Source organism: Arthrobacter sp. 10N418, assembly GCF_056394725.1.
Genome location: NZ_JBFTIK010000003.1, coordinates 1 through 26,089, shown reverse-complemented (window position 1 = coordinate 26,089; position 26,089 = coordinate 1). Strand labels below are relative to the sequence as shown.

Annotated in this window: 17 protein-coding genes and 1 pseudogene; 10 read left to right on the top strand and 8 right to left on the bottom strand. The window is 65.6% G+C overall.

Annotation, left to right across the window (positions count from 1 at the left end; genetic code table 11):
* Nucleotides 1-47 precede the first annotated feature (47 nt).
* From cysC to AC1DCZ_RS02830, 3 genes are all read right to left on the bottom strand, one after another.
* Nucleotides 48-1,379, bottom strand: coding sequence for an adenylyl-sulfate kinase (cysC, locus tag AC1DCZ_RS02840; RefSeq protein WP_476896598.1), 1,332 nt, complete (start codon nucleotides 1,377-1,379; stop codon nucleotides 48-50).
* On the bottom strand, nucleotides 1,376-2,347 hold the full coding sequence (locus tag AC1DCZ_RS02835; RefSeq protein ID WP_476896599.1) for a sulfite exporter TauE/SafE family protein: 972 nt from the start codon (nucleotides 2,345-2,347) through the stop codon (nucleotides 1,376-1,378). The genes cysC and AC1DCZ_RS02835 overlap by 4 nt, the downstream gene beginning before the upstream one ends.
* Before the next feature lie 179 nt (nucleotides 2,348-2,526).
* A complete protein-coding gene (locus tag AC1DCZ_RS02830; RefSeq protein ID WP_476896600.1) occupies nucleotides 2,527-4,278 on the bottom strand; it encodes a PKD domain-containing protein in 1,752 nt (583 codons plus the stop codon).
* A 561-nt stretch (nucleotides 4,279-4,839) separates the two neighbouring features.
* Between AC1DCZ_RS02830 and AC1DCZ_RS02825 the strand changes: the two are divergent.
* The 7 genes and pseudogenes from AC1DCZ_RS02825 to AC1DCZ_RS02795 form a co-directional block, all read left to right on the top strand.
* Nucleotides 4,840-5,094 (top strand): annotated as a pseudogene (locus AC1DCZ_RS02825) (sugar transferase); the annotation flags it as partial.
* 12 nt (nucleotides 5,095-5,106) lie between these two features.
* A complete protein-coding gene (locus AC1DCZ_RS02820) occupies nucleotides 5,107-5,916 on the top strand; it encodes a 3'(2'),5'-bisphosphate nucleotidase CysQ (protein WP_476896601.1) in 810 nt (269 codons plus the stop codon).
* Nucleotides 5,909-6,829 carry a sulfate adenylyltransferase subunit CysD gene (gene cysD, locus AC1DCZ_RS02815; protein WP_476896602.1) on the top strand — a complete coding sequence of 307 codons (921 nt, stop codon included), beginning with the start codon at nucleotides 5,909-5,911 and terminating at the stop codon, nucleotides 6,827-6,829. The genes AC1DCZ_RS02820 and cysD overlap by 8 nt, the downstream gene beginning before the upstream one ends.
* Nucleotides 6,829-8,070: a sulfate adenylyltransferase subunit 1 gene (locus AC1DCZ_RS02810; RefSeq protein ID WP_476896603.1), complete on the top strand. Its 1,242-nt coding sequence runs from the start codon at nucleotides 6,829-6,831 to the stop codon at nucleotides 8,068-8,070. The genes cysD and AC1DCZ_RS02810 overlap by 1 nt, the downstream gene beginning before the upstream one ends.
* A gap of 60 nt (nucleotides 8,071-8,130) precedes the next feature.
* A complete protein-coding gene (gene pssD, locus AC1DCZ_RS02805; RefSeq protein ID WP_476896604.1) occupies nucleotides 8,131-8,637 on the top strand; it encodes a PssD/Cps14F family polysaccharide biosynthesis glycosyltransferase in 507 nt (168 codons plus the stop codon).
* Nucleotides 8,637-10,100: a glycosyltransferase gene (locus AC1DCZ_RS02800; RefSeq protein WP_476973327.1), complete on the top strand. Its 1,464-nt coding sequence runs from the start codon at nucleotides 8,637-8,639 to the stop codon at nucleotides 10,098-10,100. The genes pssD and AC1DCZ_RS02800 overlap by 1 nt, the downstream gene beginning before the upstream one ends.
* A gap of 5 nt (nucleotides 10,101-10,105) precedes the next feature.
* Nucleotides 10,106-11,014, top strand: coding sequence for a glycosyltransferase family 2 protein (locus AC1DCZ_RS02795; RefSeq protein WP_476896619.1), 909 nt, complete (start codon nucleotides 10,106-10,108; stop codon nucleotides 11,012-11,014).
* Nucleotides 11,015-11,030: 16 nt separating this feature from the next.
* Here the strand turns inward: AC1DCZ_RS02795 and AC1DCZ_RS02790 are convergent, their stop codons facing one another.
* Nucleotides 11,031-12,566 carry a carbohydrate binding domain-containing protein gene (locus AC1DCZ_RS02790; RefSeq protein ID WP_476973326.1) on the bottom strand — a complete coding sequence of 512 codons (1,536 nt, stop codon included), beginning with the start codon at nucleotides 12,564-12,566 and terminating at the stop codon, nucleotides 11,031-11,033.
* 401 nt (nucleotides 12,567-12,967) lie between these two features.
* On the opposite strand from AC1DCZ_RS02790, the gene AC1DCZ_RS02785 reads away from it, so the two are divergent.
* Nucleotides 12,968-14,278: a hypothetical protein gene (locus AC1DCZ_RS02785; protein ID WP_476973325.1), complete on the top strand. Its 1,311-nt coding sequence runs from the start codon at nucleotides 12,968-12,970 to the stop codon at nucleotides 14,276-14,278.
* Between the two features lie 8 nt (nucleotides 14,279-14,286).
* Here the strand turns inward: AC1DCZ_RS02785 and AC1DCZ_RS02780 are convergent, their stop codons facing one another.
* The 3 genes from AC1DCZ_RS02780 to AC1DCZ_RS02770 are packed head-to-tail and all read right to left on the bottom strand — an operon-like array spanning nucleotide 14,287 to nucleotide 18,403.
* Nucleotides 14,287-15,177, bottom strand: coding sequence for a sulfotransferase domain-containing protein (locus tag AC1DCZ_RS02780; protein WP_476973324.1), 891 nt, complete (start codon nucleotides 15,175-15,177; stop codon nucleotides 14,287-14,289).
* Nucleotides 15,178-15,224: 47 nt separating this feature from the next.
* A complete protein-coding gene (locus AC1DCZ_RS02775) occupies nucleotides 15,225-16,808 on the bottom strand; it encodes a lipopolysaccharide biosynthesis protein (protein WP_476973323.1) in 1,584 nt (527 codons plus the stop codon).
* Nucleotides 16,805-18,403 (bottom strand): hypothetical protein, encoded by a 1,599-nt coding sequence (locus AC1DCZ_RS02770; protein WP_476973322.1) that lies wholly within the window; start codon nucleotides 18,401-18,403, stop codon nucleotides 16,805-16,807. Before AC1DCZ_RS02770 ends, AC1DCZ_RS02775 begins: the two co-directional genes overlap by 4 nt.
* Before the next feature lie 232 nt (nucleotides 18,404-18,635).
* Here AC1DCZ_RS02770 and AC1DCZ_RS02765 point away from each other — a divergent pair, with 232 nt between their 5' ends.
* Complete coding sequence (locus tag AC1DCZ_RS02765) at nucleotides 18,636-19,970, top strand: O-antigen ligase family protein (RefSeq protein ID WP_476973321.1); 1,335 nt, start codon at nucleotides 18,636-18,638, stop codon at nucleotides 19,968-19,970.
* 216 nt (nucleotides 19,971-20,186) lie between these two features.
* Here the strand turns inward: AC1DCZ_RS02765 and AC1DCZ_RS02760 are convergent, their stop codons facing one another.
* Nucleotides 20,187-21,329 (bottom strand): alkaline phosphatase family protein, encoded by a 1,143-nt coding sequence (locus AC1DCZ_RS02760; RefSeq protein ID WP_476973320.1) that lies wholly within the window; start codon nucleotides 21,327-21,329, stop codon nucleotides 20,187-20,189.
* A gap of 483 nt (nucleotides 21,330-21,812) precedes the next feature.
* Here AC1DCZ_RS02760 and AC1DCZ_RS02755 point away from each other — a divergent pair.
* Nucleotides 21,813-26,089, top strand: a 4,277-nt coding sequence (locus AC1DCZ_RS02755) for a LamG-like jellyroll fold domain-containing protein (RefSeq protein ID WP_476973319.1), incomplete at its 3' end; no start/stop codon positions are given.

The following is a 26,089-nucleotide window of genomic DNA, read 5'->3' as shown; positions in this document are numbered from 1 at the left end:
TGGTTGGGATCCGGCAGATTTCCTCACTCAACGGCCACGCGCCGGGTTCACTGGCTGAGTTCCACCAGTTCCTTGGCCCCGAGGCCCATCGCTGCCAAAATCGAATCGACCGCGTCGTCCACCGGGGTGGTGGCGGTATCAAGCACCAGATCGGCGTCGAGCGGCGGTTCATACGGGGAGCCGATCCCGGTGAAGTCCGGTACGTCGCCGGCCCGGGCCCGTGCGTACAGTCCCTTTCGGTCCCGCGCCTCGCACACCTCCAGCGATGTGGCCACGTGCACCAGCACAAACGAGCCCACAGGCTCGGCCATCGCCCGGACCTCTTGACGGGTTGACTCGAACGGCGCGATCGGAGCGCAAACGGCAACTCCGCCGGACTTGGAGACCAGGGAGGCGACCCACCCGAGCCGGCGGACGTTGAGCTCCCGGTCCTGCCTGCTAAAGCCAAGGCCCGAAGACAGGAGTCTGCGCACGTCGTCGCCGTCGAGCAGCGTGACGGGGCGGGCGTCCGCCCGCTGCAGCCGTTCCACCAGCGCTCGGGCGATTGTCGATTTCCCGGAGCCGGACAGGCCCGTCAGGAAAACGACAGCACCCGGCGCCGGGGTGCCTCCTGCCGACGGTTCGGGACCGGCGGCGGCACGCCGTCCCGGCAGGGCACCGGCCGCGGCCCCCGTTTCGGAGGTGTAGTTGACCAGGATGGAGGCGCCCAGCCGGACCAGCACGTAGTCGCGCAGGGTCCGGTCCCGGGCGCCGGATGCACCCTCGAACGCGGGCAGGACCAGCAGTCCGGTCCGGGCTCCGGCCAGCTGCTCCGCGCAGCGTTCGAGGACGGAAAGCAGTTCCAGGACCGTATAGTTTCCGTGCTCCTGGCAGCCGGCAACCGCCACGAGCCACAACTGGGCATGATGGCGGATTGCCATTCCCATCGCTTCGGCAAGCTGGGCAGGCTCCGGCAGCCGGTCAAACGCTGCCACCAGGCTCGGGTCCGTGTTCCGTCCCGGCACGTCCCCTTCCGGTCCGGTGAGGGGACGCGTCAGACGCAGCCGGCGCACGGGCGGGTGCTCGGCCGGCTGGAGGGCTTCCAGCCGGCCGGCTAGATGCATGGTGTCGTGCTCCGGGCCCTGGCTGGCGGAAACGGTCAATCTGGCCAGCGGTGTGCCATCCGGATCCGTGATCACCAGGGCGCTGCAGTCCACAGCCTGTTGGCCGACGGCGGCGGGCACCGAGAGCGTAAACGGCCAGGGCCATTCCGGCGGAACGTTGGAGGGGAGAGTGTAGCCGTCTGCGGGACCGTACAGGCCGCCCAGGAGGAGTTCCAGCTCGTCGAGCCGGGCGCCGGTCAGAACGTGCGATGGTTCCGACCCGAAGAGCACGCTCACAGTGTCCCCCTGATTCCGCTGGTTGAGTTCAACAGCGCCGCTGCCTCGCGGCGCCGTCGGCTCTCCACGCTGGCCAGCGCCGGGAAACCCTTTTGCCGGCGCAGATACATCCAGGCCAGGGGTGCCACGAGCAAGGCAGCCACCAGAATCCCTGCTGTGACCGGGTCCGGGATGGAGAGCATCTTCAGCGCCGAGGCCAGCAGCACAAAGGCCAACGCCCGGCGCACGAAACCGCCCGAGAGCCGGGAGGACAGCATGGCCCCCAGATAGACGCCGGGGATGCTTCCCAGCACCAAGGGCAGGGTCAGGCCGAGGTTCAGATCGCCGAAAAGAGTGTGCCCCGCGGCCGCGGCGATGACCAGGGGAACGGCCTGCAGGAGGTCGGTGCCGACCAGCTGGTTGGCTTTGAGCCCTGGGTAGATGAGCATGAGACCGATGATGATCAAGGACCCGCTTCCGACGGAGGTCATGCCCACCACCGTGCCGCCCACAACGCCCAAAAGGACGGTGGGTAGAGCCCGGACCGCGACCTGCGGCCGCTCTGTGGGCAGATCCGCTCCGCGCCCGTCCGCGCTGCGTGCGCGCTCGGCAAGCCGGACGTAGGCCCGCACCACCAGCAGGATGGCGCTCACGAGCAGAGCGAAGCCGAGCGCTAGTCTGACGCTCTGCTGAACGTCCTCGCCGGGGCCCAGCCATTTGAGGATCAGCACGCCGCAGAAGGCTGAAGGCACCGAACCCACCGCCAGCCACTTGACTACGTCCAGGTTCACCGTCCGGCGCCGCAGGTGTACCAGAGAGCCCACCGGCTTCATGACGGCGCTGGCCACGAGGTCGCTGGAGACCGCGGCGAGCGGGGGGACGCCAAAGAACAGCACCAATGCGGGAGTCATCAGGGCGCCGCCGCCCATACCTGTCAGTCCAACGACGACGGCTACACCGAAAGCTGTCAACGCCAAGGTCAGGTCCATAGCCCAGATCCTGCCACCGAGGCAGCGCCTGACAAACAGGTAGTTCGGTGCGGCCTAGAGTAGTCTCCGGGGCCGGGCGGACAGCGGAACCGGGTCCGACGCCGCGCAGTCAGACGCGACCCGCCTCGCCGCGGCCCTGACGGGCCGCGATCGGCGGGCAAGGCCGCCGCCGGACCGTGCTAGCCGTTGGTGGTGGTGGTTGCGGTGAGGTCGAAGCTGATGTCTTTGGTGGCGTGGTAGTTCAGGTGGGTTTCGACGGCGATGGTGTTGGTTCCGTTGACCAGCAGGGAGAGCGGGACGTCGAAGGTGACGGGGGCGGCGTTGGCGCTGGAGGTGGGGATTGCGGCGGTGGCGTAAGTGTTGATGGTGACGGTGCCGGCGGGGATGCGGCTGCGGCCGACTTCGGTGCCGTTGACGTAGACGACGACGCCGTCGTCGGCGATGGTCGTGAGTTTGAGCGCGGTGACGGCGGAGGCCGTGGGGATGGAGAAGCTGCGCAGGAAGTAGGCGGCCAGGGGGCGGGCACTGGTGGTGGCGGAGGGGTTGAGGTTGGTTCCCAGCGGGGTTGAGCCGTAGCCCAGGGTGCCCGGTCCGGTGTTCCAGGCGGAGGAGTCGTAGCCGGGGTTCTTCCAGACCGCGTCCGGCGCGGCGGTGCTGTACCGGTATTTCCACGCCGATTTGGCGGGCACGACGACGTCGGTGACGGAGCCGGAGGACGAGACGGTGACCGGGGCGGTCTTGGTGCCGGTTGCTCCCTGGGTGTCGGTGACGGTCAGGGTCACGCTGTAGGTGCCCGCGGCGGCGTAGCTGTGCGAGGGCGACACTCCGGTGCCGGTGCTGCCGTCTCCGAAGGTCCATCCGTAGCCGGTGATGCCGGCGTCGTCGGTGGAGGCGCCGGCATCAAAGGCCGCGGTCAGGCCGGAGGTCGAGGCCGTGAAGGACGCCACCGGCGCGGCATTCACCGTGAAGGGAACGCGCTGCACGGCAAGGACAGCCGGGGTGTCGACGACAGTCACCTTCAGCCATTCATCAAGCGTCGGTCCGCCCTCCACCGTGATCCTGGAAAAGTTCGGCACCGGGGTGGTGAGGCCGTAGTACGACAGCCACGTCGACGAGGTCAGCGGGCGGTCGCTGGCGAAGCTGTGAGTGTCCCCGTTGAAGAGGAAAACCGGGAGTTGATAGGTTAGGGATTCGGAGGCGAAGGCCTTCACCAGCGGTTCGTAGGCGGTGCGGCTGGGGGTTCCCTTAAACATGTCAGCCTGGGTCGTGAAGACCACGGCACGGCTGGCGTTCGCGGTGGCGCGTTCGAAGGCAGCGTGAATGAGGGCGACGTCGGCGTCGGTTCGTGCGTTGACTTCGGCGGTCTGGGCACTCGTCGGCGCTGAATATCCGCTCCAGGTTGCCAGATCGTTGGCCGAGCCCACGATGTGCACCGCGGCAAACGTGAGGCCTTCCCGGTCGTAGAGCACGTTCTCCGGATAGCCGGACTGCGCCGTGACGCTGGCCGGGTTCTGTCCGAGCGTAGTGCCGGGAGCCGGGAAGAAGACCCGGCGCACGGCGGCCAGGCGGTCCAGCGGGTTGGCGGCCCCCACGGAGGCACCGGAACAGTCGGCCCACTCATTGTCGCCGGGCGTATAGACCAGCGGATCGACAAAGGTGTCGAAATCCGCTCTGATGGTCGCGTAGTACGAGTCGGAGCAATCCGGCGGACCACCGATGTCGCCGAGATGGGTCACCAGCTGCACCTGGGAGTCCGCATTGATCTGCCCGATCCGCTGCGGGAAGACACTAAGCTGCGTGGAGCCGTAGGGAGTGTCCCCGATCACGGCGAAGCTGAAGGGGGTGGCGGCCGCGACCGTTTCCGCGGCGGCTGCGGTGAAGGTCAGGGACAGTGCGACGGCGGCCAGAGCGGAAACGAGCTTGAGCTTCACCGTTATCTCCTCGCATTACGACAGCTACGCCTGGAGCCCGTTCCTGCCGCAACCACTGTTCGGGGGCCACAGATCCGTGTGCCGGTAGCCGCTCCAAACCGTCTCGGGTCCCGAAAGGCTACAAGTGGGGCATCCGGTTGTCCAGCACATCCCCACTGTGAATCCGCACCGTGATCCGCACGGCTAAGCCGCGCTGAGGATCCGCAGCGGCGCTGCGGACTGACCGGCCTGACCGGGCGGCCGGGCGGCCGGAGGTCCACGACCAAGTAGGTCCGGGGCTTTCCGGGCGGTCCGTACCCGCCCATTAAGGGCCGCCCCAGTAGTCCGGGCCAATTACGCAGTGAGACGGCCGGAAAAGACGCGTACTGCTTACTCGCCTTCCCGGACGGAGGCTCTCCTAGGTTTGATACATCCAGTCAGCAAACAACTATCGGTACTAAGAAGGCCTCGACGATGCGCTCTTCGGAAATCACCTCCGTGACGGGTCTTTCCAGCTTTTCCTGGCAGGTGCCTGCGCGCTGCGGCCACCGTGTCCCGGCCGGCGGTCCGGCCGCGGCCGACGGGAAGACCTCCCTGGTGGGGCCGCGTCCGCCGCTGCAGCGGGAGGTGGAGGCGTACAAGTCCCGGGTGCACCGCAGGCTGTACATCAAACCGGGCCTGACCGGCATGTGGCAGTTCAACGGCCGGTCGAAACTCAGCTGGCAGGACAGCGTCCGCCTCGATGTGTTCTACGTAGAAAACTGGTCTCTCGCCGGCGACATCACCATCCTGTGGCGCACAGCCAGGATGATGAAGAAGCCAGTCGGCGCCTACTAAAACGGGGGAATCATGCTATTGCTCAAACGAGAGCGTGTCATCAACGCCAAACTGTCGGATGCCGAGCTGGCCGCGGCGCTGGCTGAAGGGGCCGGCGTCATCCTCAGGACCCTGCAGGGCCGGGCCGCCACTTCGGGCGCCAGCTCGCTGGGCGCGGAGGGGGACAGCCGCTCCCAGGAATTCCTGAAGAAAATGCTGCTCCGCAGCCGGCCACAGGACCAAGTGCTCTCGGAGGAGGCGCCGGACCAGCTCTCGCGCCTGCGGGCCGAGCGGGTCTGGATCATTGACCCGTTGGACGGGACCCGGGAATTTTCCGAAGGCCGCCCTGATTGGGCCGTGCACGTGGCCCTGTGGCAGGCAGGGGAACTGGTGGCCGGCGCGGTGGCGCTTCCCCGGCTGGACATGGTACTGACGGGAGAGGACGCGGGCGAGCCCGCCGCCCCCCATACCGGTCTGAGAATGGCCGTGTCACGGAGCAGGGCCCCGGAAATTGCCGGTTCTGTGGCCACGGAAATCGGCGCCACCCTGATTCCGATGGGCTCTGCCGGATTCAAAACGTGCGCCGTCGCCAGCGGCGAAGTCGACATCTACCTGCACGACGGCGGCCAGTATGAGTGGGATTCCGCCGCTCCCGTCGTCGTCGCCCGGGGCGCGGGGCTGCACGTGAGCCGCCTTGACGGCTCGGCTCCGCGGTACAACCAGGAAAACCCCTACCTCCCGGACCTGCTGGTCTGCCGACCGGACCTGAGCGCGACGGTGCTGGCAGCCATCGGCAATGCCAGGCGGCAGCGCCCCCTGACGGAAGGACACTCCGGTGAGTGACGTGACCGAAAGCCCCCGACGTATCCTCTCCCAGCTTGAGGTTCTTGAATCCGAAGCCATCTATATTCTGCGCGAAGTGGTGGCGGAGATCGAGCATCCGGCCTTGATGTTTTCCGGCGGCAAGGATTCCATCGTCATGCTGCACCTGGCGCGGAAGGCGTTCGCCCCGGCCCGTGTCCCGTTTCCCGTGCTCCATATCGATACCGGCCACAACTTCCCGGAGGTACTTGAACTCCGGGACCGCATGGTGGCACGGTACGGGCTGAACCTGGTGGTCGGATCCGTCCAGGACGCCATTGACCGCGGGATGGTCCGGGAGGAGCCGAACGGCTCACGGAACAGGATACAGACCCCGGTGCTGCTGGAAACGGCGGAGAAGAACGGCTTTACCGCGCTGCTGGGCGGTGCACGCAGGGACGAGGAAAAGGCCCGGGCCAAGGAGCGCATTTTCTCCTTCCGGGACGAGTTCGGCCAGTGGGACCCCAAGAAGCAGCGACCCGAGCTGTGGAACCTGTTCAATGCCAAGGTCCACCTGGGCGAGAGCATCCGGGTCTTTCCGCTGTCCAACTGGACCGAGCTCGATATCTGGGAGTACATCGCTGCCGAAAGCATCGAGGTGCCCTCCATCTACTACGCCCACCAGCGCGAAGTCTTCGAACGCAACGGCATGCTGTTCGCCGCCAACGAGCTCTGCCGGCCCACCGCCACCGAAGCGACGTTCATCGAATCGGTGCGCTACCGCACAGTGGGGGACGCCACCCTGACCGCCGCCGTCCGGTCCCATGCCGACTCCGTGCAGCTGGTCCTCGAGGAGGTCGCTGCCTCGCGCATCACCGAACGCGGGGCGACCCGCGGGGATGACCGGGTCAGCGAAGCTGCGATGGAAGACCGAAAGAAAGAAGGCTACTTCTGATGGACCTGCTGCGATTTGCCACTGCCGGTTCGGTCGACGACGGCAAGAGCACCCTGATCGGACGCCTGCTGTACGACTCCAAGTCCATCTTCAGTGACCAGCTGGAAGGAGTCGAACGGGCCAGCCGCGAAATGGGCTCGGAATACACGGAGCTGTCGCTGCTGACGGATGGGCTGCGCGCCGAGCGGGAACAGGGGATAACCATCGACGTCGCTTACCGGTATTTCGCGACCCCTTCGCGGAAATTCATCATTGCGGACACCCCGGGCCACATCCAGTACACCCGGAACATGGTGACGGGAGCATCCACTGCGGACCTGGCGATCGTGCTGGTTGACGCCCGCAAGGGCCTCGTTGAGCAGAGCCGCCGCCACGCCTTCCTCGTTTCCCTGCTCCAGGTTCCCCACCTTGTACTGGCCGTCAACAAGATGGACCTGGTGGGCTACTCGCGGCAGGTTTATGAGGACATCCGCCGCGAATTCACGGAATTTGCGGCAAAGCTGCAGATTGCGGATCTGACGGTCATGCCCGTGTCCGCCCTGCACGGGGACAACGTGGTGGAGCGTTCGCAGAACATGCCGTGGTACGAGGGCGGGTCACTGCTCAATCATCTGGAGAACGTCTACATTGCCAGCGACAGGAACCTGGTGGACGGGCGGTTCCCCGTCCAGTACGTCATCCGGCCGCACACCAGCGAGCACCACGACTACCGCGGCTATGCCGGCAAGATCGCCGGCGGAGTGATGCGGACCGGGGACGACGTGATTGTGCTGCCAAGCGGGCTGCCCAGCCGCATTGCGTCCATCGAAACCGCCGATGGCCCGGTGGATGAGGCGTTTGCGCCGATGTCTGTAACAGTGCGGCTCGAGGACGACATCGACATTTCGCGGGGGGACATGATCTGCCGCCCGCACAACCAGCCGACGGTGTCCCAGGACATCGACGCCATGGTTGCGTGGATGAGCGACGAGCCCCTCCGGCCTGGGCAGAAGCTGGCCCTCAAGCACACCACCCGCAACACCAGGGCCCTGGTGAAGTCCGTGCAGTACGAACTGAACGTCAACACCTTGCACCGGGACGAATCCGCGCCCGAACTTGCGCTCAATTCCATCGGCCGGGTCCGGCTGCGGACAACGACGCCGCTGCTGATGGACGAGTACCGGCGGAACCGTGAAACGGGCGGATTTGTACTGATCGACGAAAACACCCACAGCACCGTCGGCGCCGGAATGATCATCTGAAGCCACCGGAGCCACCGGCCGGTGCCACCACGCGTCACATAATGGGGAGGATCAAGAGCGATGAGGTTAGAGCGAGTTTTTCGGGGCGGTCCGCCCGCTGCAGCACCGGGCCGGGAGCGGATCCTGCTGGTCGGTTCCAGCGGCGGTCACCTGGCGCAGCTGATGTCGCTGCGGCCCTGGTGGTCCGCGCATGAGCGGGCGTGGGTCACCTTTCCCACCGAGGATGCGAAGTCGAACCTCGAGGCGGAGTCGGACGTGTCGTGGGCGTACTCGCCCACGACACGCAATATTCCCAATCTGCTGCGGAACGCCAGACTCGCCTATCTTGTGATCCGGCGGTTTCGTCCCACAGTGGTCGTCTCCACCGGCGCCGGCAGCGCGTTCCCCTTTTTCGTCACCGCCCGCGCCTTGGGCATCGCAACGGTGTACATCGAGGTCTTCGACCGGGTTGAGAGCCCCACCCTGACCGGCCGGCTGTGCCGGCCCTTCTCCGACCTCATGCTTGTCCAGTGGCGTGACCAACTCGGCCTGTACCGGGATGCGCAGCTGCTGGGAAGACTCCTGTGATGAGCAGAGCATCCAGAACAATAACGGTACTGGTGGGAACCGACTGCCATCCGTTCAAGCGAATCATCGACTGGGCCGACAAGTGGGCCCAGTCGAATCCGTCGGACCGGGTGATTGTTCAGCACGGCCACAGCGCACCGCCCCGCATTGCCGCCGGTCGGGACTTCGTCTCGCCCAAGGAGCTGGCCACCCTGCTGGAGGCTAGTGACATCGTCATTCTTCACGGTGGCCCCGCCACGATTTCAGAGGCGCGAAAGGCCGGTCACCTCCCGTTGGTGTTCCCCCGGGATCCGCAGTACGGGGAACACGTCGATGACCATCAGCAACGGTTTACGCGCTGGTCCGCCAAGAGGGGGCTGGCCTTTTGCGTGGAGTCGGCGCAGGAACTGGACGCCCACGTGGCCGCGTCGGCGGAGAACGAGGCGGGAACCCGCCTCCTGATAGAGGCCGAGACTTTCGGCGCCGACGAGGCCGCACAGAAGCTGGCCGCATTGCTGCACAAGCGCCGAACCTCGACGAACCGCGCCTCCGTCGGAGCGCCCCTGGTGCTGTATATTGCTGCCCCTTCCGGCTCCGCAAAGACGTTGCTGGCATCCGTCCGGTCCCGGACCTCGGTAGCTGTGCTGGGCAATACAAGCCGGCTCTGGCAACGAGGCGTCGTCGACAACGAGAACTGCAGCTGTAATGTCCCGTTCCATGAGTGCGAATTCTGGCGTGCCGTCGGCAAGTCCGCTTTTGGCGGCTGGGACGAAGTCGACGTCCGCGGTCTCACCGTCCGGGCCGACGCCGCTGGACCGCGGGTGTTCATGCCGGGGTCGGCCGCCCGGACGCGGGACGCTCGGCAGCAGCTGGCCTGGTACAGCGGGTACTATCAGGCGGTCTACGCGGCGGCGAGGGACGTATCAGGTGCCGACGTCCTCGTCGACTCCGGCCAGGACCCTATGCTGGCCTCCGCTTTGAGCTGCAACCGTGAGATTGACCTGCGGTTCCTTGAGGTGGCCGCGGCTCCCGCGTTCTGGCCCACGGTGTGGAATGCGGCCGCGGAAGCCGGGCCCTCCCGGCTGAGCGCTATCCGGGCCGCCCGGGCAATGGTCCGCCACCACATCCCCCGGGTCAGTCTGCCGCCCTCGGCCGTTGGCGATAAGCAAGTCGTGGCCTGGGCCTGGAGCGAATTGGGGCTGCCCGGTGACGGCCTCGGCGACGGCGTCGAGGACGGTTTGACCGCTTTGACCGGCCTGCCTGGCCTGGCTGGCCTGGCCGATAGGGCAAGTCGGGCCATGAGCACGGGTACTGGTACGGATCACGCAATGGCTGTTCCTCGCTCCGCGACTGCCCCTCGCGCCGGCCGTGGATCCGGCACCGTTGCAAGGACCGGAACGGGGGCCGCGTCCGGCAGGCCGGCCAGGTCCGGCAGCGGTGCTGGCTTCGGTACCGGTGCCGGAAAGGTGAGGATAGGGTGGTGATCGCCATGGACCGGGTCACGGCCATTATTGCCACCAGGGACCGCCCTGAGATGCTGCGTCAGGCGATCAGCGCCGTAATGGCGCAAACGTACGCCGGTTTCCTGGAAGTCCTGGTGGTTTTCGACCAATCGGCGCCCGACTACTCCCTTGCCACCGAAACAGCATCCCGGAGCGTGCGTGTTCTGGCCAATGGCCGGAAGCCGGGATTGGCCGGTGCGCGCAACAGCGGCATTGAGGCAGCAACGGGGGAGTTCATCGCCTTTTGTGACGACGACGATCTTTGGCTGCCGCATAAGGTCGAGGCGCAAGTGCAGGTGCTGGCGGACAATCCGGGCACCGAGTTTGTGACTTGCGATATTTCCGTCTCCTATGACGGGCAGTCCCACGACCGGCCGCTGGAAAAGTCGTGGATCAGTTTTGCCGATCTGCTGCGCGACCGCCACACGGAACTCCATCCCTCGACGTTCCTGATGCGCCGGTCCGCCGTCCTGGACGGGTTCGGTCTGGTGGACGAGGACGTCCCGGGAGGGTTCGGCGAAGATTACGAGTATCTCCTGAGGGTCTCGCGCCGGCGGCCCATCGCCCACGTCCGTCGGGTTTCGGCCGTCGTCAGGTGGGGGAGCCAGTCCTTTTTCTTCCGCCGCTGGCAAACGATGTGTGACGGTCTGTCGTGGATCCTGGATAAGTACCCCGAATTCGACACGGTTCCTGCGGGATCTGCCCGGATCAGGGGCCAGCTGGCGTTCGCCCACGCGGCCATGGGTGAGCGGGGAAAGGCCTTGCGCTGGGCAGCATCGGCTGCCCAGCGCAATCCCCTTGAACTGCGCGTGCCCCTGGCCGCCGCCGTCGCGTGCGGGCTTGTGAGTCCGGCACGCGTGATGGAGGCACTTCACAAACGGGGCCGCGGCATCTAGTGGCGGGGCCTGCCGGTCAGCCGCTCACCAGCTTCCGCCAGGCCGCGGCCGAAGGCGCGTCCGTCAGGCGGTAGTCGCCGATCTGGACCGCGGAGTCCCAATACGCCACGAAGAGGGCATTGTTGTCCTTCAGGTACTTGCCGACCTTGGTAAGCCACGCACCACGTCCCGCCCCGCTGGGGTCCGAGGGAATGAGCCGGCTTCCCGTCTCTGCAATGCCGAAGGGCTTCCCCGCCGCCTTGGAGACCGCGACAACGCCTCCGTAGATATTGGCCGGATCCGGGTAGGTCGAAGGACCGGCAACGCTCCCGGAGTCGTTATAGGGGTCCCATCCCAGAACGTCGATGTAGCCGTCGCCCGGGTAGTAGTCCTTCCAGTTCAACTTCGAGGCCGGGTTCACGGTCCATCCCATGAGGATCAGGGTGGAGTGCAGATGCTGGTTGTTGGCCTGGGCTTCCAGCCGCACAATGTGCTGCCAGGCCGCGCGGTAGGCGGCGGCAGTGTAACTTCCCTTGGCGATTTCAGCCTCGGGTTCGTGGACGTACGACCAATACGTTTCCTGGTCGCGCGGGGCCGCCTTGAACCAGGCCAGCAGGGCCGCGTCATACTTGCCCGCCATCACGTCCGCCGGCAGCGGGCGGAACGATAACACCAGGGATTTGCCCTTCATGGTGCTCAGCGAGGACCAGCTGGACGGAACGGTGTTGTCGAAGAGCCTGACCGTGCCCAAGGAACCAAATCTGGCCTCCTCCCGCGCCAGGGCCTGGTCACGGGTTCCGCCGGAGCTCGACAGTCCCAGGCTGGAACCGAAGACGGTATTACCCGGTGCGGGAGTCGGGGCCGTCGGCGGCACCGGGGTGGGAGCCGGCGGAGGAGTCGGAGTGACCGGAGGCGGGGTGGGAGTCGGAGTGACCGGAGGCGGGGTGGGAGCCGGGGCGCCAGCAGGGATCACCTGCATGGAGATGTCATCCATCCGGAACGACTGGCTCGGCTTCAGGCCCCATGCCAGGACGTTCAGGTCCATCGACGAGCCGCTGTAAGCGACGGTGACGTTGAAGGCGATTTTCGTCCATTCCTTCGTCGTCAGATAGAAGGACGATCCGGTGAGCGGGACACTGCCCTGTTCCTCACGGACACGCACTTGGCCCGAGATACCAGGGGTGTCGGTGCGGACCCATGCGCTGACGGCGTACCGCGTTCCGGCCGTGGTGGACTTGACCGTATTAATACTGTCGTTCAGAACAGCGGTCTGGCTGGTCTTGGTTGTTAGCGCGACGGCATGCGCGCCGCTGTGTCCGCCACTGACAACGGCAAGCTGCTGGTTGCTGCTGTCATTGGTCCGCCAGCCCGTGGTGCCATTCTCAAAACCGCCGTTAACCACCAGCTCTGCCGTGCTGGCCTGAACGGCGGGAGCGCCAACCGTGGCCAGCCCCAAAGCGATGGCCAAGGAGGCGCCCCCGGCGGCAAATACCCGGCGGCCCCGGGTCCGCGGGGCGGGGCCGGTTAGCGTTGTTCCATTGCTGAGGTTCGAATTGTCTGGGTTGTCCGTCAATCCATTCATAAAGTTACTCCTGGGCCCGGAGGCCGTTGATCACGATGCACAGTGAGACCCGGCTGCGATCAGGATTTCTAAATCAGGCCAAGGCGGCCCTGTTGACAAAAAGAGACATTACAACACTTTTGTAACGAATTCCCCTCAGAGTGGCCCGCAGTTTGAGTTCGTGGTGCGACGGAAGGCATCCGCGCCCGAGGAAACCGGGTCCAGACCGCCAGCGGTGGTACAGCGCATTCCTGCCCCGTTGCCCTGTATCACTGAGTCAATTTCGTGCACAATGGGACCACGTGCCGCAGACGGCAGCGTGGGGGGAACCGGCGGAGGGACTGATTATGCGCAACCCATTGCGGGGACAACGCATTGTGAGCGGTAGGGGCACGTCACGGTTGGATACTCTGGTGGAGCAACTCTGGTGTCTGCCCGTCGCTGCCGGCCAGGTCCGTGTTGTCCTCAATCCCTCTGCCGACAATGAGTGGCGCGAGCTGGAATCGTACTGGGTTCTTCCCTCCGCTTCCCGGGCGCGGCTGCTGATCCCGCTGGCCACCCCGCGGGTCACGGCGGCCAGCTTGCTCCAGTACCGGTCGCTGCGCCGCGGCAAAGTCAACACGGCACGCATTCTGCTGGGATCATTGGCCCGGTTGGGGCTCCGGCCGGTCCTGCACAGACTCTCCGTGCAGGAAAGAGTGGGTGCGGAGCGCGCGCAGGAAGCGATGCCGCTTGCAGCCGTGGCGGCCAGCCTGCGGGGCAGAGGCACGAGGGGAAACGGCGGCCCGGACTCCGACGCTGACGGGCCAGGACTGTTCGCCTCGATCGGTATCCGGGACGGGGATAACCGCAAGCCGACACTGCAGCTGGTGGATGGCGCGGGGAGGCCGGCGGGGTATGCAAAGCTGGCTTGGAATGAGAGCAGCAGCGAGCTTGTCCGGACCGAAATCGCAGCGTTGCGGGCCGTCGGCGCCTCCACCGGTCCGGTGCGTGCCCCCGTTCTGCTCGCCGTAGGAAGCCAGAGGGAGTTTCCGTATCTGGTGACGGAGCCCCTGCCCCTGGATGTGCGCGCCGTGCGGGGCAGTGTCAAAGGCCCCACGCCCCAGGAGCTCTTTGCCCTGTGCCCCGTCAGCAGGGTGGGCGCGCTGTCCGCCACCGAACATTTCCAGGCATTGGGCCACCGGCTGGCTGCCCTGGACCCGGCATCGGAGCCGGCGCTGGCGCAGGCGCTGGCCCGTCTGGCCGAGCTGCTGCGCACCCGGGATACGGTTCTGCCGGTGGCCGACCGCTGGCACGGTGACCTCGTTCCGTGGAACACCGCGAGGGATTCCAGCGGGCGCCTGTGGTGCTGGGACTGGGAGTCCTGCGAACCCGATGCGGTGGCAGGCCTCGACGCGGTGCACTGGATGTTCAGCGTCAGGCGCGAACGCGGCGAGGGGCCGATGGCAGCGAACCTGCTCCAGGCCGTCGACGACGCCGGGCCGTTTTTCGAGGCAGCAGGGGTACCCCGGGAGGCCTGGCCGGTGCTTGCGGGCGTCTACGCAATGGTGGTAGCCGAACGGGCGTGGACGTTGGCTGTCCACAACGGGGGCTGGGCGTCGTCATGGATCTCTGTGCCGGAGCTGGTTGGCATGATCGACGCCGCCCAAGGCCTCCTTGACGGACAGGGCACGCTGGAGGAATCGCCTGCCGGCCCGGCAGCGTCCGCTGCCCCCTCGGCCTGAGGAACCGCTCAAGTCCAGAGCGGTTCCCGCTGCAGATAGTCCGCCAGCTCCTTGTTGTGCGGGGCGTAGTAAGACGTGAGCTCTGCCCTGGCTGCCTCCGGCATCGTCGACCGGGCACTGGCATTAAACGTCTTGGTGGTCGGCAGGCCATACGGCGGGATGCCCAGGAAATCGCACACCCGGTTGAAGGCTCCCTGGACGTCGTCGTACATATCTTCGCTACGCAGGACCAGCAGCTGGCCCTCGGGAAATGCGCGATGCCAGTTCTGCAGCTGCGGCAGATAGACACCCCTGGCCCGGTAGGAGTAAAAGTCGTGGGCGGTGCTGTAGTACTGCGGGTCCGCCGCCATCTTCCCCGACTCACCCGCAAGCCGGGTGTCCTCGGCCGCAAGCGCCGCTTCGAAGCTGAGCGGCTCGACGCCGTTCTGGACCCGTTCCTGGTAATGCGAATAGGCGCGCTCCACGGGATCCCGCAGCAGCGCGATCGCCTTGATGTCCGGGGAAACGGCGCGGGCGTGCATCGCGATGCGGGAGTCCCACAGGTAGTACGGGGACGCCTCACCGCTGATCGGACGGTAACCCAGTTTCCGTGACAGTAGATTGCGGTACGCCTCGGTGTGGAAGTGCGAGCGGTACCAGAGCTCACCGCGCCCGCGCTCCTTGAAGAAATAATCCGTGCTCTTCTTACCCCGAACCTGCGGGAAAAGCCCCAGGACACCCGGGTGCATGAGCAGGTAGTTGTACAGCGATGTTGTGCCCCCGCGCTTGGTGCCGACGATCAGGAAATCCGGCGCGGGCCTGGCCCCCACGGTGCCCTTGGCGTAGGACCGGGTGACCAGGTCCCCGGCATCCTTCATCCACCTGGGTGCTGCGTCCTTGACGTCGATTAATCCGAGCATTGCCGATACCTCGCTGGTCTGGGAGTGGTTGGTCCGGGAAGGGGTGACTAGGCCGCGGCCGGGGCTTTGCTGCGCACGGTTCGGGGCAGCAGGGCAAGATCGTCCAGATGGAGCCGTTTTCTGTCCAGCCAGCACCATGTGGCAAGAGCGGCCACCGTGGCGCCCCCGGCTACAAACACGGCAGCCGTTGACTGTCCCATCAGCACCCGGGCCAGCACACTGACCGGGACAACGCAGGCGCCGGAGACAAACAGTGCATAGAGGACCTGCCGCGCGCCGAACTTAATGCCCAGGAAGATGCGGCTTTCCACGGAGGCCAGCACCGAGTCCAGCAGCAGGCTGAAGGCCCAGGATGCCGCCGCCCCCGTAATACCCCAGAGCGGTACCAGCCACAGATTCCCGATCACGTTCAGGGCCAGCACAATGACCTTGTTCGTGGCCATCCATCCGCTTCTTCCACTCATCATGAGCAGGGAGTCCACATTCCCGGCCATCAGCATCGTGATCGCGCCCACGCAGAGAATAACCAGTGCCGTGCTCCCGCTCCCGAAACCGGGGCCCAGCCAGCTAAGGACGGTTGGGGCGAAAATCATGAACAGGGCGTAGATCGGCGCCCCCAGCAGCACTATCCAGCTGACCGTGGTGGAGTACAGATCCTGAACCTGTCGCGTCTTGTTCTCGCTGAGCAGTGCACTGAACCGCGGCGAATTGACCATCCTCATCGCTGAAGAAACGATAAGCCCCGCGCTGACGAAGCGACTGGCAGCGCCGTAGATACCGGCGGGGCCGGCGCCGGCGATAAAGCCCACGAGCACCACGTCGAACCAGATGATCGACTGCTCCACACCCGAGGAGAACCAGCGGGGCAGCGCAAACTTCCAGATCTGGATATTGAGTTCACGGCCCGGCCAGAGCGTCCCACGCGCTCCCGTCCGTTCGTGCCGGTTGATGCGCCGCCATAAAACCATCAGAGCCGCCAGCATCGCGACGGCCGCGGGCGCGGCCCACGCGATGGACGCCAGCACCGGGAGCATGCCCAGGCCGAGGGCGCCCAGCCCAAGGGCCCCCAGGATCAGCAGCGGCCGCACAGCCGGCAGACCGATGTTACCGATGACCGCATACGGCACAATGTTTCCCAGGCCGCGGGTTGCGGCCAGTGCAACCACCATCACCGCAGCCGCAGGCAGGAACCAGCTTGCCCCCTGCACCGCCTGCACCAGCTGATGGCTGTCGGCGTCACGGCCGGCGCCGAGCCGGGGTGCCAGCACGGCCATCAGCAGTGCCAACAAACTTCCCACCACGGCGGTAGGAACCAGCAGGGCCATTGTGGCGCCCCGGACTTGGGACCGGTCCGAAATCAGGACGCGGGGAAGCACCCAGACAGCGGCGGTATCCATGCCGGCCTTCGCCAGGCCCAAGACGATGGTAAAGATCGCGATGGTCTGCAGCACGACGCCGGACCCGGCCTCTCCCAACGAGCGCGCAAGGATGAATGTCAGCGCAAATCCCATTACGGAGCTGATCGCCGCGCCCAAGATTCCGATAATGCCGCCCCGCGCTGCCTGCCGGCGTTCGGCATTGTGGGGGGAAGTCCCCCGCGCGATGCCCTGCTCCACCCCGGCTGCACTCACGATGACTTGAGGCTTCCGGCCTTGGCAGTTGAAGCCGAGAGGGATGCGTTGGAAACCGCGTCTGCCAGTTTTGCTTTGGAAATTGACTCCGCGAGTGATGCCTTCGGTACGGACTCGGGAGAGGCGGCCGCAGAGCGGCTCTTGGTTTGCCGGCGACGGCCCTCCTTCGTGGAGCCTTCCGGATCGAGGACCCTGCGCCCGGAGGGGACCAAGACCGTTCCTGCCAGTTGAGCCTCGACATCGTTCATCTCGGCGGCGTTCAGAGCCAGCGCATCGATCCGGGTCCGCAGGCATTCCCCGACGAGCAGAACGCAGTCGGAAAGACGCCCGGCAGCCAGACGGCTCGCATGCGGCGCTGCCGGCGGCAGAGCCAGAATGATCACTTGGCCCGATGCGCGTCCAATGAGTTCCCGACGTACCGCTTCAGTCACGAAGTCATCGGCGTCGAAGATGGTCCGTCCGCGTTGTGGCTGGAACACCGAGAGGGACTGGACGAGGGCGGACCTGAATACGCGGCCATCGGCTCCTGCAGCCTGGCTGTGCAGCTGCAGTCCAGCCGTCAGGACCCTCATTTGTTCGTCTGAGGCCCCCATCAGGATCAATTGAACGCGGGTTCCGGCCTCAGCCAGCACGACGGCCAGGTTGGCAGCCACATCTGAGGGCTGGGAATGTTGAGTCTCATCTATAACTGTCAGGGTGCGCAGCCGGATGTTTGAGCTGGCCAATAGCCGTTCGCGCACCACCCTGAACTGGTCCAGGTCCGTCCCCGCGGCAGGCACCGTGGTCCGGGTAGCGCTGAACCGGACCAGGAGGGGCCCCGCGCCCGCCCCGCGCACGTCGTACCAGTCCCGGACGCGCCGGTCAAGCATATTGATGGCGAAAGCAAGCACCAGGCCCACCACGAAGGCTGCCAGCGAGCCGGTGAGCATCACCGTCACCGGCTGGGGGCGATAGCTCACCTCGTTCTGTGCTGCCGGGTTCAGCACCGTACCGCCGCTCGTGTCGATCAGGGACAGCTGGTTCAGCTGGGACTGGACACTCCCGATCTGGCTGAGGATTGAGGGTGCACCGCCTCCGGCCTGCGGAAGGGCTTTCTGCAGGCCTGAGAGCTGCTGCTGAAGCTGGTCCTGGAGCTTGGACTTTCGATCCTCGGCCTGCCCTTGGCGATAGGAGAGGTACGAGTTGGCAAGCGCGTCCGCGCCGTCCCTGGCGTTCTGCGCCGTGCTCGAAGTGTAGGAAATTGCCATCGTCGTACCGTTGGCCAACGTTGTGACATTCACCCCGGCCCGGAGCGCTTCCACGGAATCGCCATGGACCAAGCTAGCCGCGGCGGACTGTGCCACCACAAAGGAGCTTGCCAGCTGCTGTTCCGTGGAGGCGTCAAGCAGCGACGAGCTCGCTTTGGCGGGGTTAAAAGGATCAGTGGTGATGACGTTGAGGTTGACGACGGTGGACGCTGTCACGGAGGTCGGCGTCATGCCCAGATAGGCCGCGGCGGCGCTGATCCCCAGGATGGTGACCAGTGCAATCGTTTTCCATTGCCGCCGCAAAACTACTGCGTAGTGTCCGAGTCCGACGGAAGAGTTCTCGTCCATTTGTTCCTCAATCTGCCGACGGATCGCCGGCAATATGCCCACAACGGGAGACCTGATTCAGCGCCGGGCCGGGGCTGATGGCACGATGATATATTCCGGCCGACCGGGGGGTATATAGGTATTTGTGCGCAGGTATTAGGTAGGAACTACTCGTTGCCCATCAATGTGCCGGTTGTCATACTGAACGCCGATAGCCAACCCAGCCCGATACCATCTTAAAAGGACGCCAGGCATGATCACGGACCTCCCAGCCAGAGCAGCCGGCGTCGCGGCACCGCCCAGAGCTTCTGTGCAACGCCTTGAGGGGGAACGAACCGGGGCCACCGCTGAGTTACCGCGCTGGCCCTTCGCAATCATTTTCCTGGGCTACCCCATCTGGTGGCTCGCGGGCCTCAGCGACCTCATTTGGATCGGCGTCGGCGGAATCATGTTCCTGTACCTGGTGCGGTTCCGTTCGGCGAGGGTGCCGAAGGGATTTTCGGTGTGGGTGCTCTTCCTCCTCTGGATGACGTGTTCGTTCATCGCTATCGATTCACCGGACCGCATGTTCGGATTTGTTTACCGGCTGCTGATTTATCTGGCGCTGACTGTCATTTTCGTCTACGTCTATAACGCCAAAACACATCTGAAGGTGCAGTACGTTCTGGGCTGCCTGACGGTGTTCTGGGCCGTGGTGGTGGTCGGCGGCTATCTGGGACTCCTTTTTCCCTCTGTGGTGATCCACACCCCGCTGAGCTACGTTCTGCCGCAATCCCTGATGCGGAACGAGCTGGTGAACCAGATGGCCATCCGGCGGCTGACACAGTTCAATCCCACCGCATGGAGCTACATCGATCCGCGGCCCAGCGCGCCCTTCCTTTACACGAACAACTGGGGCGCCGCATATTCTTTGCTCCTGCCGCTGGTGGTGGGGTACCTCTGGCAGATCCGCAGGAGCCGCCGCTTTTGGCTGGTGCTTGCGGCTATTCCGGTCTCCTTTGTGCCGGCCTTTCTGACCCTTAACCGAGGCATGTTCCTAGGTCTTGGCATCGCGCTCCTCTACGCCGCCATGCGGATGGCCCTGGCCGGAAACCGGAAAGGCTTGGGTGCACTTCTGGGCCTGGGCATACTGGTTGCGATCAGCGTCCAGGTCCTTCCCGTCACCGAACGCCTGCAGAACCGGCTTGGGGTCAGCAGCACTACAGTGGACCGGGAATCCCTCTACACCGAGGCCCTGAACGAAACCCTGAAGTCACCCATTTTTGGCTTCGGGGCGCCCCGACCGTCTGTCACCATCGGCGCGCCGTCGGTGGGAACCCAGGGACAGATCTGGATGGTGCTCTACTCCCACGGGTTCCTTGGAGCAGGGTTTTTTCTACTGACGTTCGCCGTCATGTTCTTCTACACGCTGCGGCTCTCGGACCCGGTCGGCCTGGCCTGCAATACCGTCCTGCTGGTGTCGATGGTGGAGGTCTTCTACTACGGCATGCTCGCGTCGGGCCTGGCGCTTATGCTGATCGCAGGGTCCATCGGCCTGCAAAAGGCAGCCAGCCAGAAACGGCGGCTGCGGACACCGATGTTCGCATAGACCTAGAGAGCGCGCCCCGCAACGATATCCAAGCAAACCGCCCGGGCTCGGTTCCAGTGTGCGCGTCTACCACGGGGTCGCCGTCGTCATCAATGACCGGACCCTCATCGGCGACAACGTTGGCATCCGGCGATGGGGAATCCGTCAGTGCTGCGGCCGCCGCTGACTGATTCGGCGGACACAAACTCCGCCTGAGCGGCCGAACGCCGTCCCCGCCTACCGGGTGGCGCTATACACGTCGGTGCCGAAGTGATTCAATCCGGAAACCCCCGCCATGCCCAGATGCGGCAGGGCGAACGTATCCTCGATGCTGGCGAGCAGGCTGTAGTGGTTGTAGAGGGTATCCGATGAGGTGTTGGGACGCACAAACGGGGAGATCACCAGCGCTCCCACCTTGGCTCCTCCCGGGCCGAAAATGGCCTGCAGGGGAGCGCCCGGATCGACACTCTGTGTCAGCTCCTTGTCACCCTCATCGAAGGTGATGATCAGCATTCCGTCGGCCATGAAGGCAGGGGAGGACGTGATTGCCGGAACCCACTTTTTCAGCCACGCATCCGCGGTGGGAAGGCCGCCTGCCGTCCCGTCGATGCAGGGGGCGTCGTGCCCGTCATTACAGGTGTTGGGCGTGATGTAGGACAAATTAGGGGTGGTTTCCACCGCTTTCAGATCGGCGGTCAGCCCGGACAGGTCCACGACATTCTTGGCACAGTCCGGGGACGCGGTGATTGCCGCGAAGTAGACGAACGGATTGTGCCGTGTGCCGTACTGGTCGCCGATCCTGGGCGCCTTGGTGGCGTCGTCGGCGTCCAGCTTGGGGTGGCGGCACGCGGTGCCCATATCCTCCATGTAGCCCTTCCACGTCAGCCCCGCCGAATTCAGCTGCCCCGGGAGGGTGGGCACAGTGTCCGGGTAGACGCAGCCGTAGCCGGCTAGCTGGCCATTGGCCGCCGTGCCGGTCTGGGTGAAGTGGTGGTAAACGGCGCAATCGTTCATGGTCTTGGGGTTGGGACCCTGGCCGGAGATCTGCGCAATGTAGTTCGGTAGGGAACTGGACGCCACGGCGTAGTAGTCCGTCAGCAGAACGCCCTGTTGCCGCAGCGTCTGGGACAGGTACGGGGCCTGCGAGGCGGCGCCCCATGCCCGGTCGTAGCTGGTGTTTTCCAGGTTGATGACAAACACGTGTGCCGGTTTGGACGGCGCCGGGACAGCGGCGGGGGCCCCGCACCCCGCCAGGAGGGATGCCAGGGCCAACGCCGCCATGCCCGCAAGTGCCCTGACGGCGACCGCTGTGGGCGGCAACGTCGATTCGCCCGGGTGCCTGCGGATGGTTCGGGCGGAGGTACTGCGGTGCGGCCTCATATGGTTTCCATTCCCTCGGTCAGCTGATGCGGCGGCTTGCTGCCTCTACAACTAGCACCAGCGTCCGGACGGGTCCATAGGTAGTCCCGCCTCCCGACGAGAACACCGTCCCGAAGAGGTCGCCGGAGAAAGGCGTCCATCGTGGCCCTGGCAGCGTCGTGCCTCAGGCTGCCCGCTCCTTTTGGCAGCGTCCACGCAGCGTCCACGTAGCGTCACCCGGGGGGCAAGCAGTGCCGCAGATTAAACGGGTAGCGACGGACGGGATTCGGGTAGCCGGATGCCCTGCTCGGCCCTACTTTTCGCGGGGTCGCCGACATACTCTTGCTTCACTCTTCGGCTCTGAGGAGTGTCCGGTCTTCGAGAATGCGCCTATTCCTGGCGCATTCCGGTCTCTTTTTAAGGGGGCTCCCTGTGTCGAGGGCGCGTGTAGTTTCAAAAATAGTTGGCCCACTGGCCATCGCTTCAATCGTGTTCTCGGCGCTGGTGGCCAATCCGTCACCGGCCTCGGCGGCACCGGTGGTGGTGCGGAACGGCTCGTCGGCAGCGACGGCCGCTGCCTCCTGCTGGGAGATCAAGCAGGACACCCCCGCAGCCGCGGACGGCACCTATTGGCTGCTGACGCCGGCCATGGATGCCCCCGCGCAGTTCTACTGCGATATGACCACCGACGGCGGCGGCTGGGTCCTGATCGGCAAGGGCCGGGAGGGCTGGGTTGTCAACAACAACGGCAAAGGCTCGGCGTCGGCGCTGCGCACCGCAGGACTGAGCCCCATGTCAGGTACGACGACCCAGTACTCGGCCACTGTGGTGGAGGGCCTGCTCAATGGCGGACGCCCGGATGCCCTGCCCGACGGCATCCGGCTCAAGCGGGCGACGAATGCGGACGGAACGCAGTGGCAGGAGTCCCGCTTCAATACGAACAAAGAGGACCGCTGGGTCTGGACGTTCAGCGCGGAGCACCAGGTGGCCTGGTACTCCTTCGACGGCGTGCGCGGAGGCGGAGGGCTTACGTCCAACTTCGGGGCCAACGACGCCTACCAGCGGATTAACACGAATACGCTGACGGACAAGACACAGGGTTACACCCAGGGATTCTCCTACGGCACAACGGTCGCCGGCACCAGCAGCAGCACCAGCTACCTCTGGTCGTCGGCCGACGGGCTGGGCTCCGCCCGTCCCTACACGGAAATGTATCTCCGCCCCCAATTCACCTCCCTGGACGCGGGGTTCACGCGCGTCGGTGACGGGGGCAGCACCGCGAAAACGAATGTCCCGGTTGCGGCGTCCCTGGCGCTGGACAGCCCGTGGGGCCTGGCCGATCCGGTGACCCCGAAACGCGAAGGGGACGTGCTGTCGCAGGCGTTCGTCCAGAGCGGCAACACGATGTACGTGGGCGGCAACTTCACCGCCGTCCAGCGGGCGGCCAATTCCACCGGGGCGGACAAGGTCTCCCAGGCCTTCCTGGCGGCCTTCGACGTCAATACCGGCCAGCTGCTGCCCGGATTCGCGCCGAAGCTTGACAGTTCGGTGATGTCCCTTGCAGTCCTGCCCAACGGCAGCATCGTGGCCGGCGGCACATTCACCACGGCGAACGGCGCGCCCTCACCCTCGCTCGTGGCACTGAACCCCACAACAGGCGCGACGGCGACCAACTGGTCCGCTGCGGTGGAGGACCACATCACCGGGGACGTCATGAGGGTGACGGATCTGGCCGTCAAGGGGAACTGGCTCTACCTGGGAGGTGCCTTCACCCACCTCAGAGGCGGAAGCCAGGCAACCACAGCCACCTACGCCCGGGACCTGGGCCGCGTGTCCGTGGCCGACGGCACACCGGGCCAGGGCTGGAACCCCAACATGGACGGGACAGTCATGGGCATCTCTCCCTCCGCGGACGGAAGCCGGGTCTATGCCGCGGGTTTCTTCTCCAACGCCGGCGCGGTGACGGCGCACAGGGCTGCCGCTGTGCAGACCATTGCCGGCGCCCCACTGGCCACCCCGGACTGGAACCCGGTCTGGAGCAACTCCAACGATTACCAGCAGACCGTAGGGGCCATCGGTGACCGCGTCTGGGTTGGCGGGTCCGAGCACGGGCTCTTCAGCTTTTCCCCCTCAACGTTTGAAAAACTGTCCGGAAATATCGGCAAGAACCACGGTGATTTCCAGACGATGACCGCCAGCCAGACCGGCATTCTTTATGCAGGCTCGCACGGCCATGACTGGAACTATTCCAACGCCTTCACCTGGCCGGACGTCGGAACAGGCTGGACCGAGGCCGACTCCTTTAACTTCATCGGGGCGTGGGACGCGGGGACCGGCCAGATCGTCCCAACGTTCACCCCCACCATGTCCTGGCCCAGCGGCAACGCGCAGGGCGTGTGGGCCTCCGTGGTGGACAGCAACGGCACCTTATGGGCGGGAGGAGACATGGTGACCGCGGCAACGCGTACGGCGGTGTCAAAGTGGGCGGGAGGAATGGCCCGATTCCCGCAGACCGACGCGACCGCCCCCACCACCCCGGCGTCGGTGACGCCGTCGTCGGACGGACCGACTACGGTGAAGCTGACATGGGGCGCCAGTACGGACAACAGCGGCAGCGTTTCCTACCAGATCCTGCGTAACGACCGTGTGGTGGCCACCACCGCCGGGACGAGCATCACCGTCCCGAAGGGCGGGGAGAACCGCTTCTTCGTGCGGGCGGTGGACGCCGCCGGGAACCTTTCGGCCAGCTCGCCGGCAGTGGTCACCAGCGGTGGAAATCCTGCGCCCGTGGCCGCCTTCACTTCCGCCGTCGACGGCTGGACCGAGACTTTTGACGCCTCGGGTTCAACGGACAACGGGAGCATCGCCGACTATGCCTGGAACTTCGGTGACGGCACCACCGGATCCGGGGCCACCGCCAGCCACACGTACGCCAAGGCCGGCACGTACCAGGTCCATCTGGTCGTCACCGACAACGGCGGCGAACGAGCGGGCCTGATGAAAACGCTGACGATTGTGCAGCCTGCCCCGAAGGATGCCTACGGAGCTGCCGTTTACGGTGAGAATCCCACGCTGTATTACCGGTTGGGTGATGGCAGCGGCGGCACCGCGGCGGATTCGAGCACCTCGGACAGCCCGGGAACCTATTCGGGCGGCGTGACCCTCGGCTCCGCCGGGGAGCTGCCGGGCGCGCCGGACACCGCCGCCACCTTTGACGGCACATCCGGCCTGGTGGCCAGCCAAAAGAGCTACGACAACCCCGCCACGTACTCACTGGAGCTGTGGTTCAACACGACCACCACCCAGGGCGGCAAGCTGATCGGCTTCGGGGACCAGGCAACCGGAACCTCCAACAACTATGACCGGCATGTGTACATGCAAGACGACGGCCGGCTGGTGTTCGGCACCTGGACCGGCCAGCCGAACACAATTACCAGCCCTGTCGCCTACAACGACGGCAAGTGGCACCTGATGGTGGCGGCGCAGTCCTCCGACGGCATGGTTCTTTATGTGGACGGTGCCCAGGTGGGGACGAATCCGCAAACCCAGGCCCAGCCCTACTCCGGGTACTGGCGGATCGGCGGGGACACCACCTGGGGTTCCAGCAGCCCGTTCTTCGCCGGCACCCTCGATGAGGCGGCCGTCTATCCGACGGCACTGACTGCGGCGAAGGTGGCCCAGCACTACCACCTCGGCGGCGGCAACCTGGCTCCGGCAGCAGCATTCAGCTCTACCGTCAGCGCCGCCTCGGCCGCTCTGGACGCCTCCGGCTCCACCGACGATGGAAGCATCGCCAGCTACGCGTGGGACTTCGGCGACGGCACCACGGGCACTGGCGTAACCACCACCCATGCCTTTCCCTCGGCCGGCACGTACCAGGTCAAGCTGACCCTGACCGACGACCTCGGACTGACGTCCTCGGTCACCCACCCGGTGGCCATCACCCGGCCCGCACCGGCGGATGCCTACGGGGCCGCCATCTACGGCGACAACCCCACGCTGTTCTACCGGTTGGGTGAAAGCGGCGGCCCGACCGCGCAGGACTCCAGCCCGGCCGGCAGTGCCGGAGACTACTCGGGCGGCGTCACCCTGGGAGCTGCCGGGGCGCTGCCGGGAGGGGCCAGCACCGCGGCCACCTTCGACGGCAACTCCGGCCTGGTCGCCAGCCGCAACTCGTTCACGAATCCGTCAACCTACTCCCTGGAGGTTTGGTTCAACACCACCACCACCCGGGGCGGGAAGCTGATTGGGTTCGGAAGCCGCGCGACGGGAAACTCCGACAGTTATGACCGGCATGTGTACATGCAGGATGACGGTCATTTGGTGTTCGGAACGTGGACCGGCCAAATGAACACGATCACCACGCCTGTTGCCTACAACGACGGCGTCTGGCACTCTGTGGTGGCGACGCAGTCTTCAGACGGCATGGTCCTCTACGTGGACGGTGCCAATGTGGGCACCAATCCGCAGACGGCCGCCCAGGACTACACGGGCTACTGGCGGATCGGCGGGGACACCACGTGGGGCTCCAGCAGTTCGTTCTTCGCCGGCACCCTCGACGAGGCTGCAGTCTACCCCGCGGCACTGACGGCGGCCCAGGTGGCCACCCACCACCAACTCGGCACCACTGTGCCGCCGGTGAACAAGGTGCCGGTGGCATCGTTCACTTCGACGGTGAAGGATCTGGGGATCACGGTGGACGGCTCCGGCTCGTCGGATTCGGATGGCACGGTKAGCTCCTACGCCTGGGACTTCGGAGACGGGTCCGTTGGCCAGGGTGC

Bases quoted from the DNA above. Each gene is read 5' to 3' on its own strand.
- AC1DCZ_RS02835 (WP_476896599.1), bottom strand. From the start codon at position 2,347: ATGGACCTGACCTTGGCGTTGACAGCTTTCGGTGTAGCCGTCGTCGTT.
- AC1DCZ_RS02820 (WP_476896601.1), top strand. From the start codon at position 5,107: ATGCTATTGCTCAAACGAGAGCGTGTCATCAACGCCAAACTGTCGGAT.
- AC1DCZ_RS02810 (WP_476896603.1), top strand. From the start codon at position 6,829: ATGGACCTGCTGCGATTTGCCACTGCCGGTTCGGTCGACGACGGCAAG.
- pssD (WP_476896604.1), top strand. From the start codon at position 8,131: ATGAGGTTAGAGCGAGTTTTTCGGGGCGGTCCGCCCGCTGCAGCACCG.
- AC1DCZ_RS02800 (WP_476973327.1), top strand. From the start codon at position 8,637: ATGAGCAGAGCATCCAGAACAATAACGGTACTGGTGGGAACCGACTGC.
- AC1DCZ_RS02795 (WP_476896619.1), top strand. From the start codon at position 10,106: ATGGACCGGGTCACGGCCATTATTGCCACCAGGGACCGCCCTGAGATG.
- AC1DCZ_RS02780 (WP_476973324.1), bottom strand. From the start codon at position 15,177: ATGCTCGGATTAATCGACGTCAAGGACGCAGCACCCAGGTGGATGAAG.
- AC1DCZ_RS02770 (WP_476973322.1), bottom strand. From the start codon at position 18,403: ATGGACGAGAACTCTTCCGTCGGACTCGGACACTACGCAGTAGTTTTG.
- AC1DCZ_RS02765 (WP_476973321.1), top strand. From the start codon at position 18,636: ATGATCACGGACCTCCCAGCCAGAGCAGCCGGCGTCGCGGCACCGCCC.
- AC1DCZ_RS02760 (WP_476973320.1), bottom strand. From the start codon at position 21,329: ATGAGGCCGCACCGCAGTACCTCCGCCCGAACCATCCGCAGGCACCCG.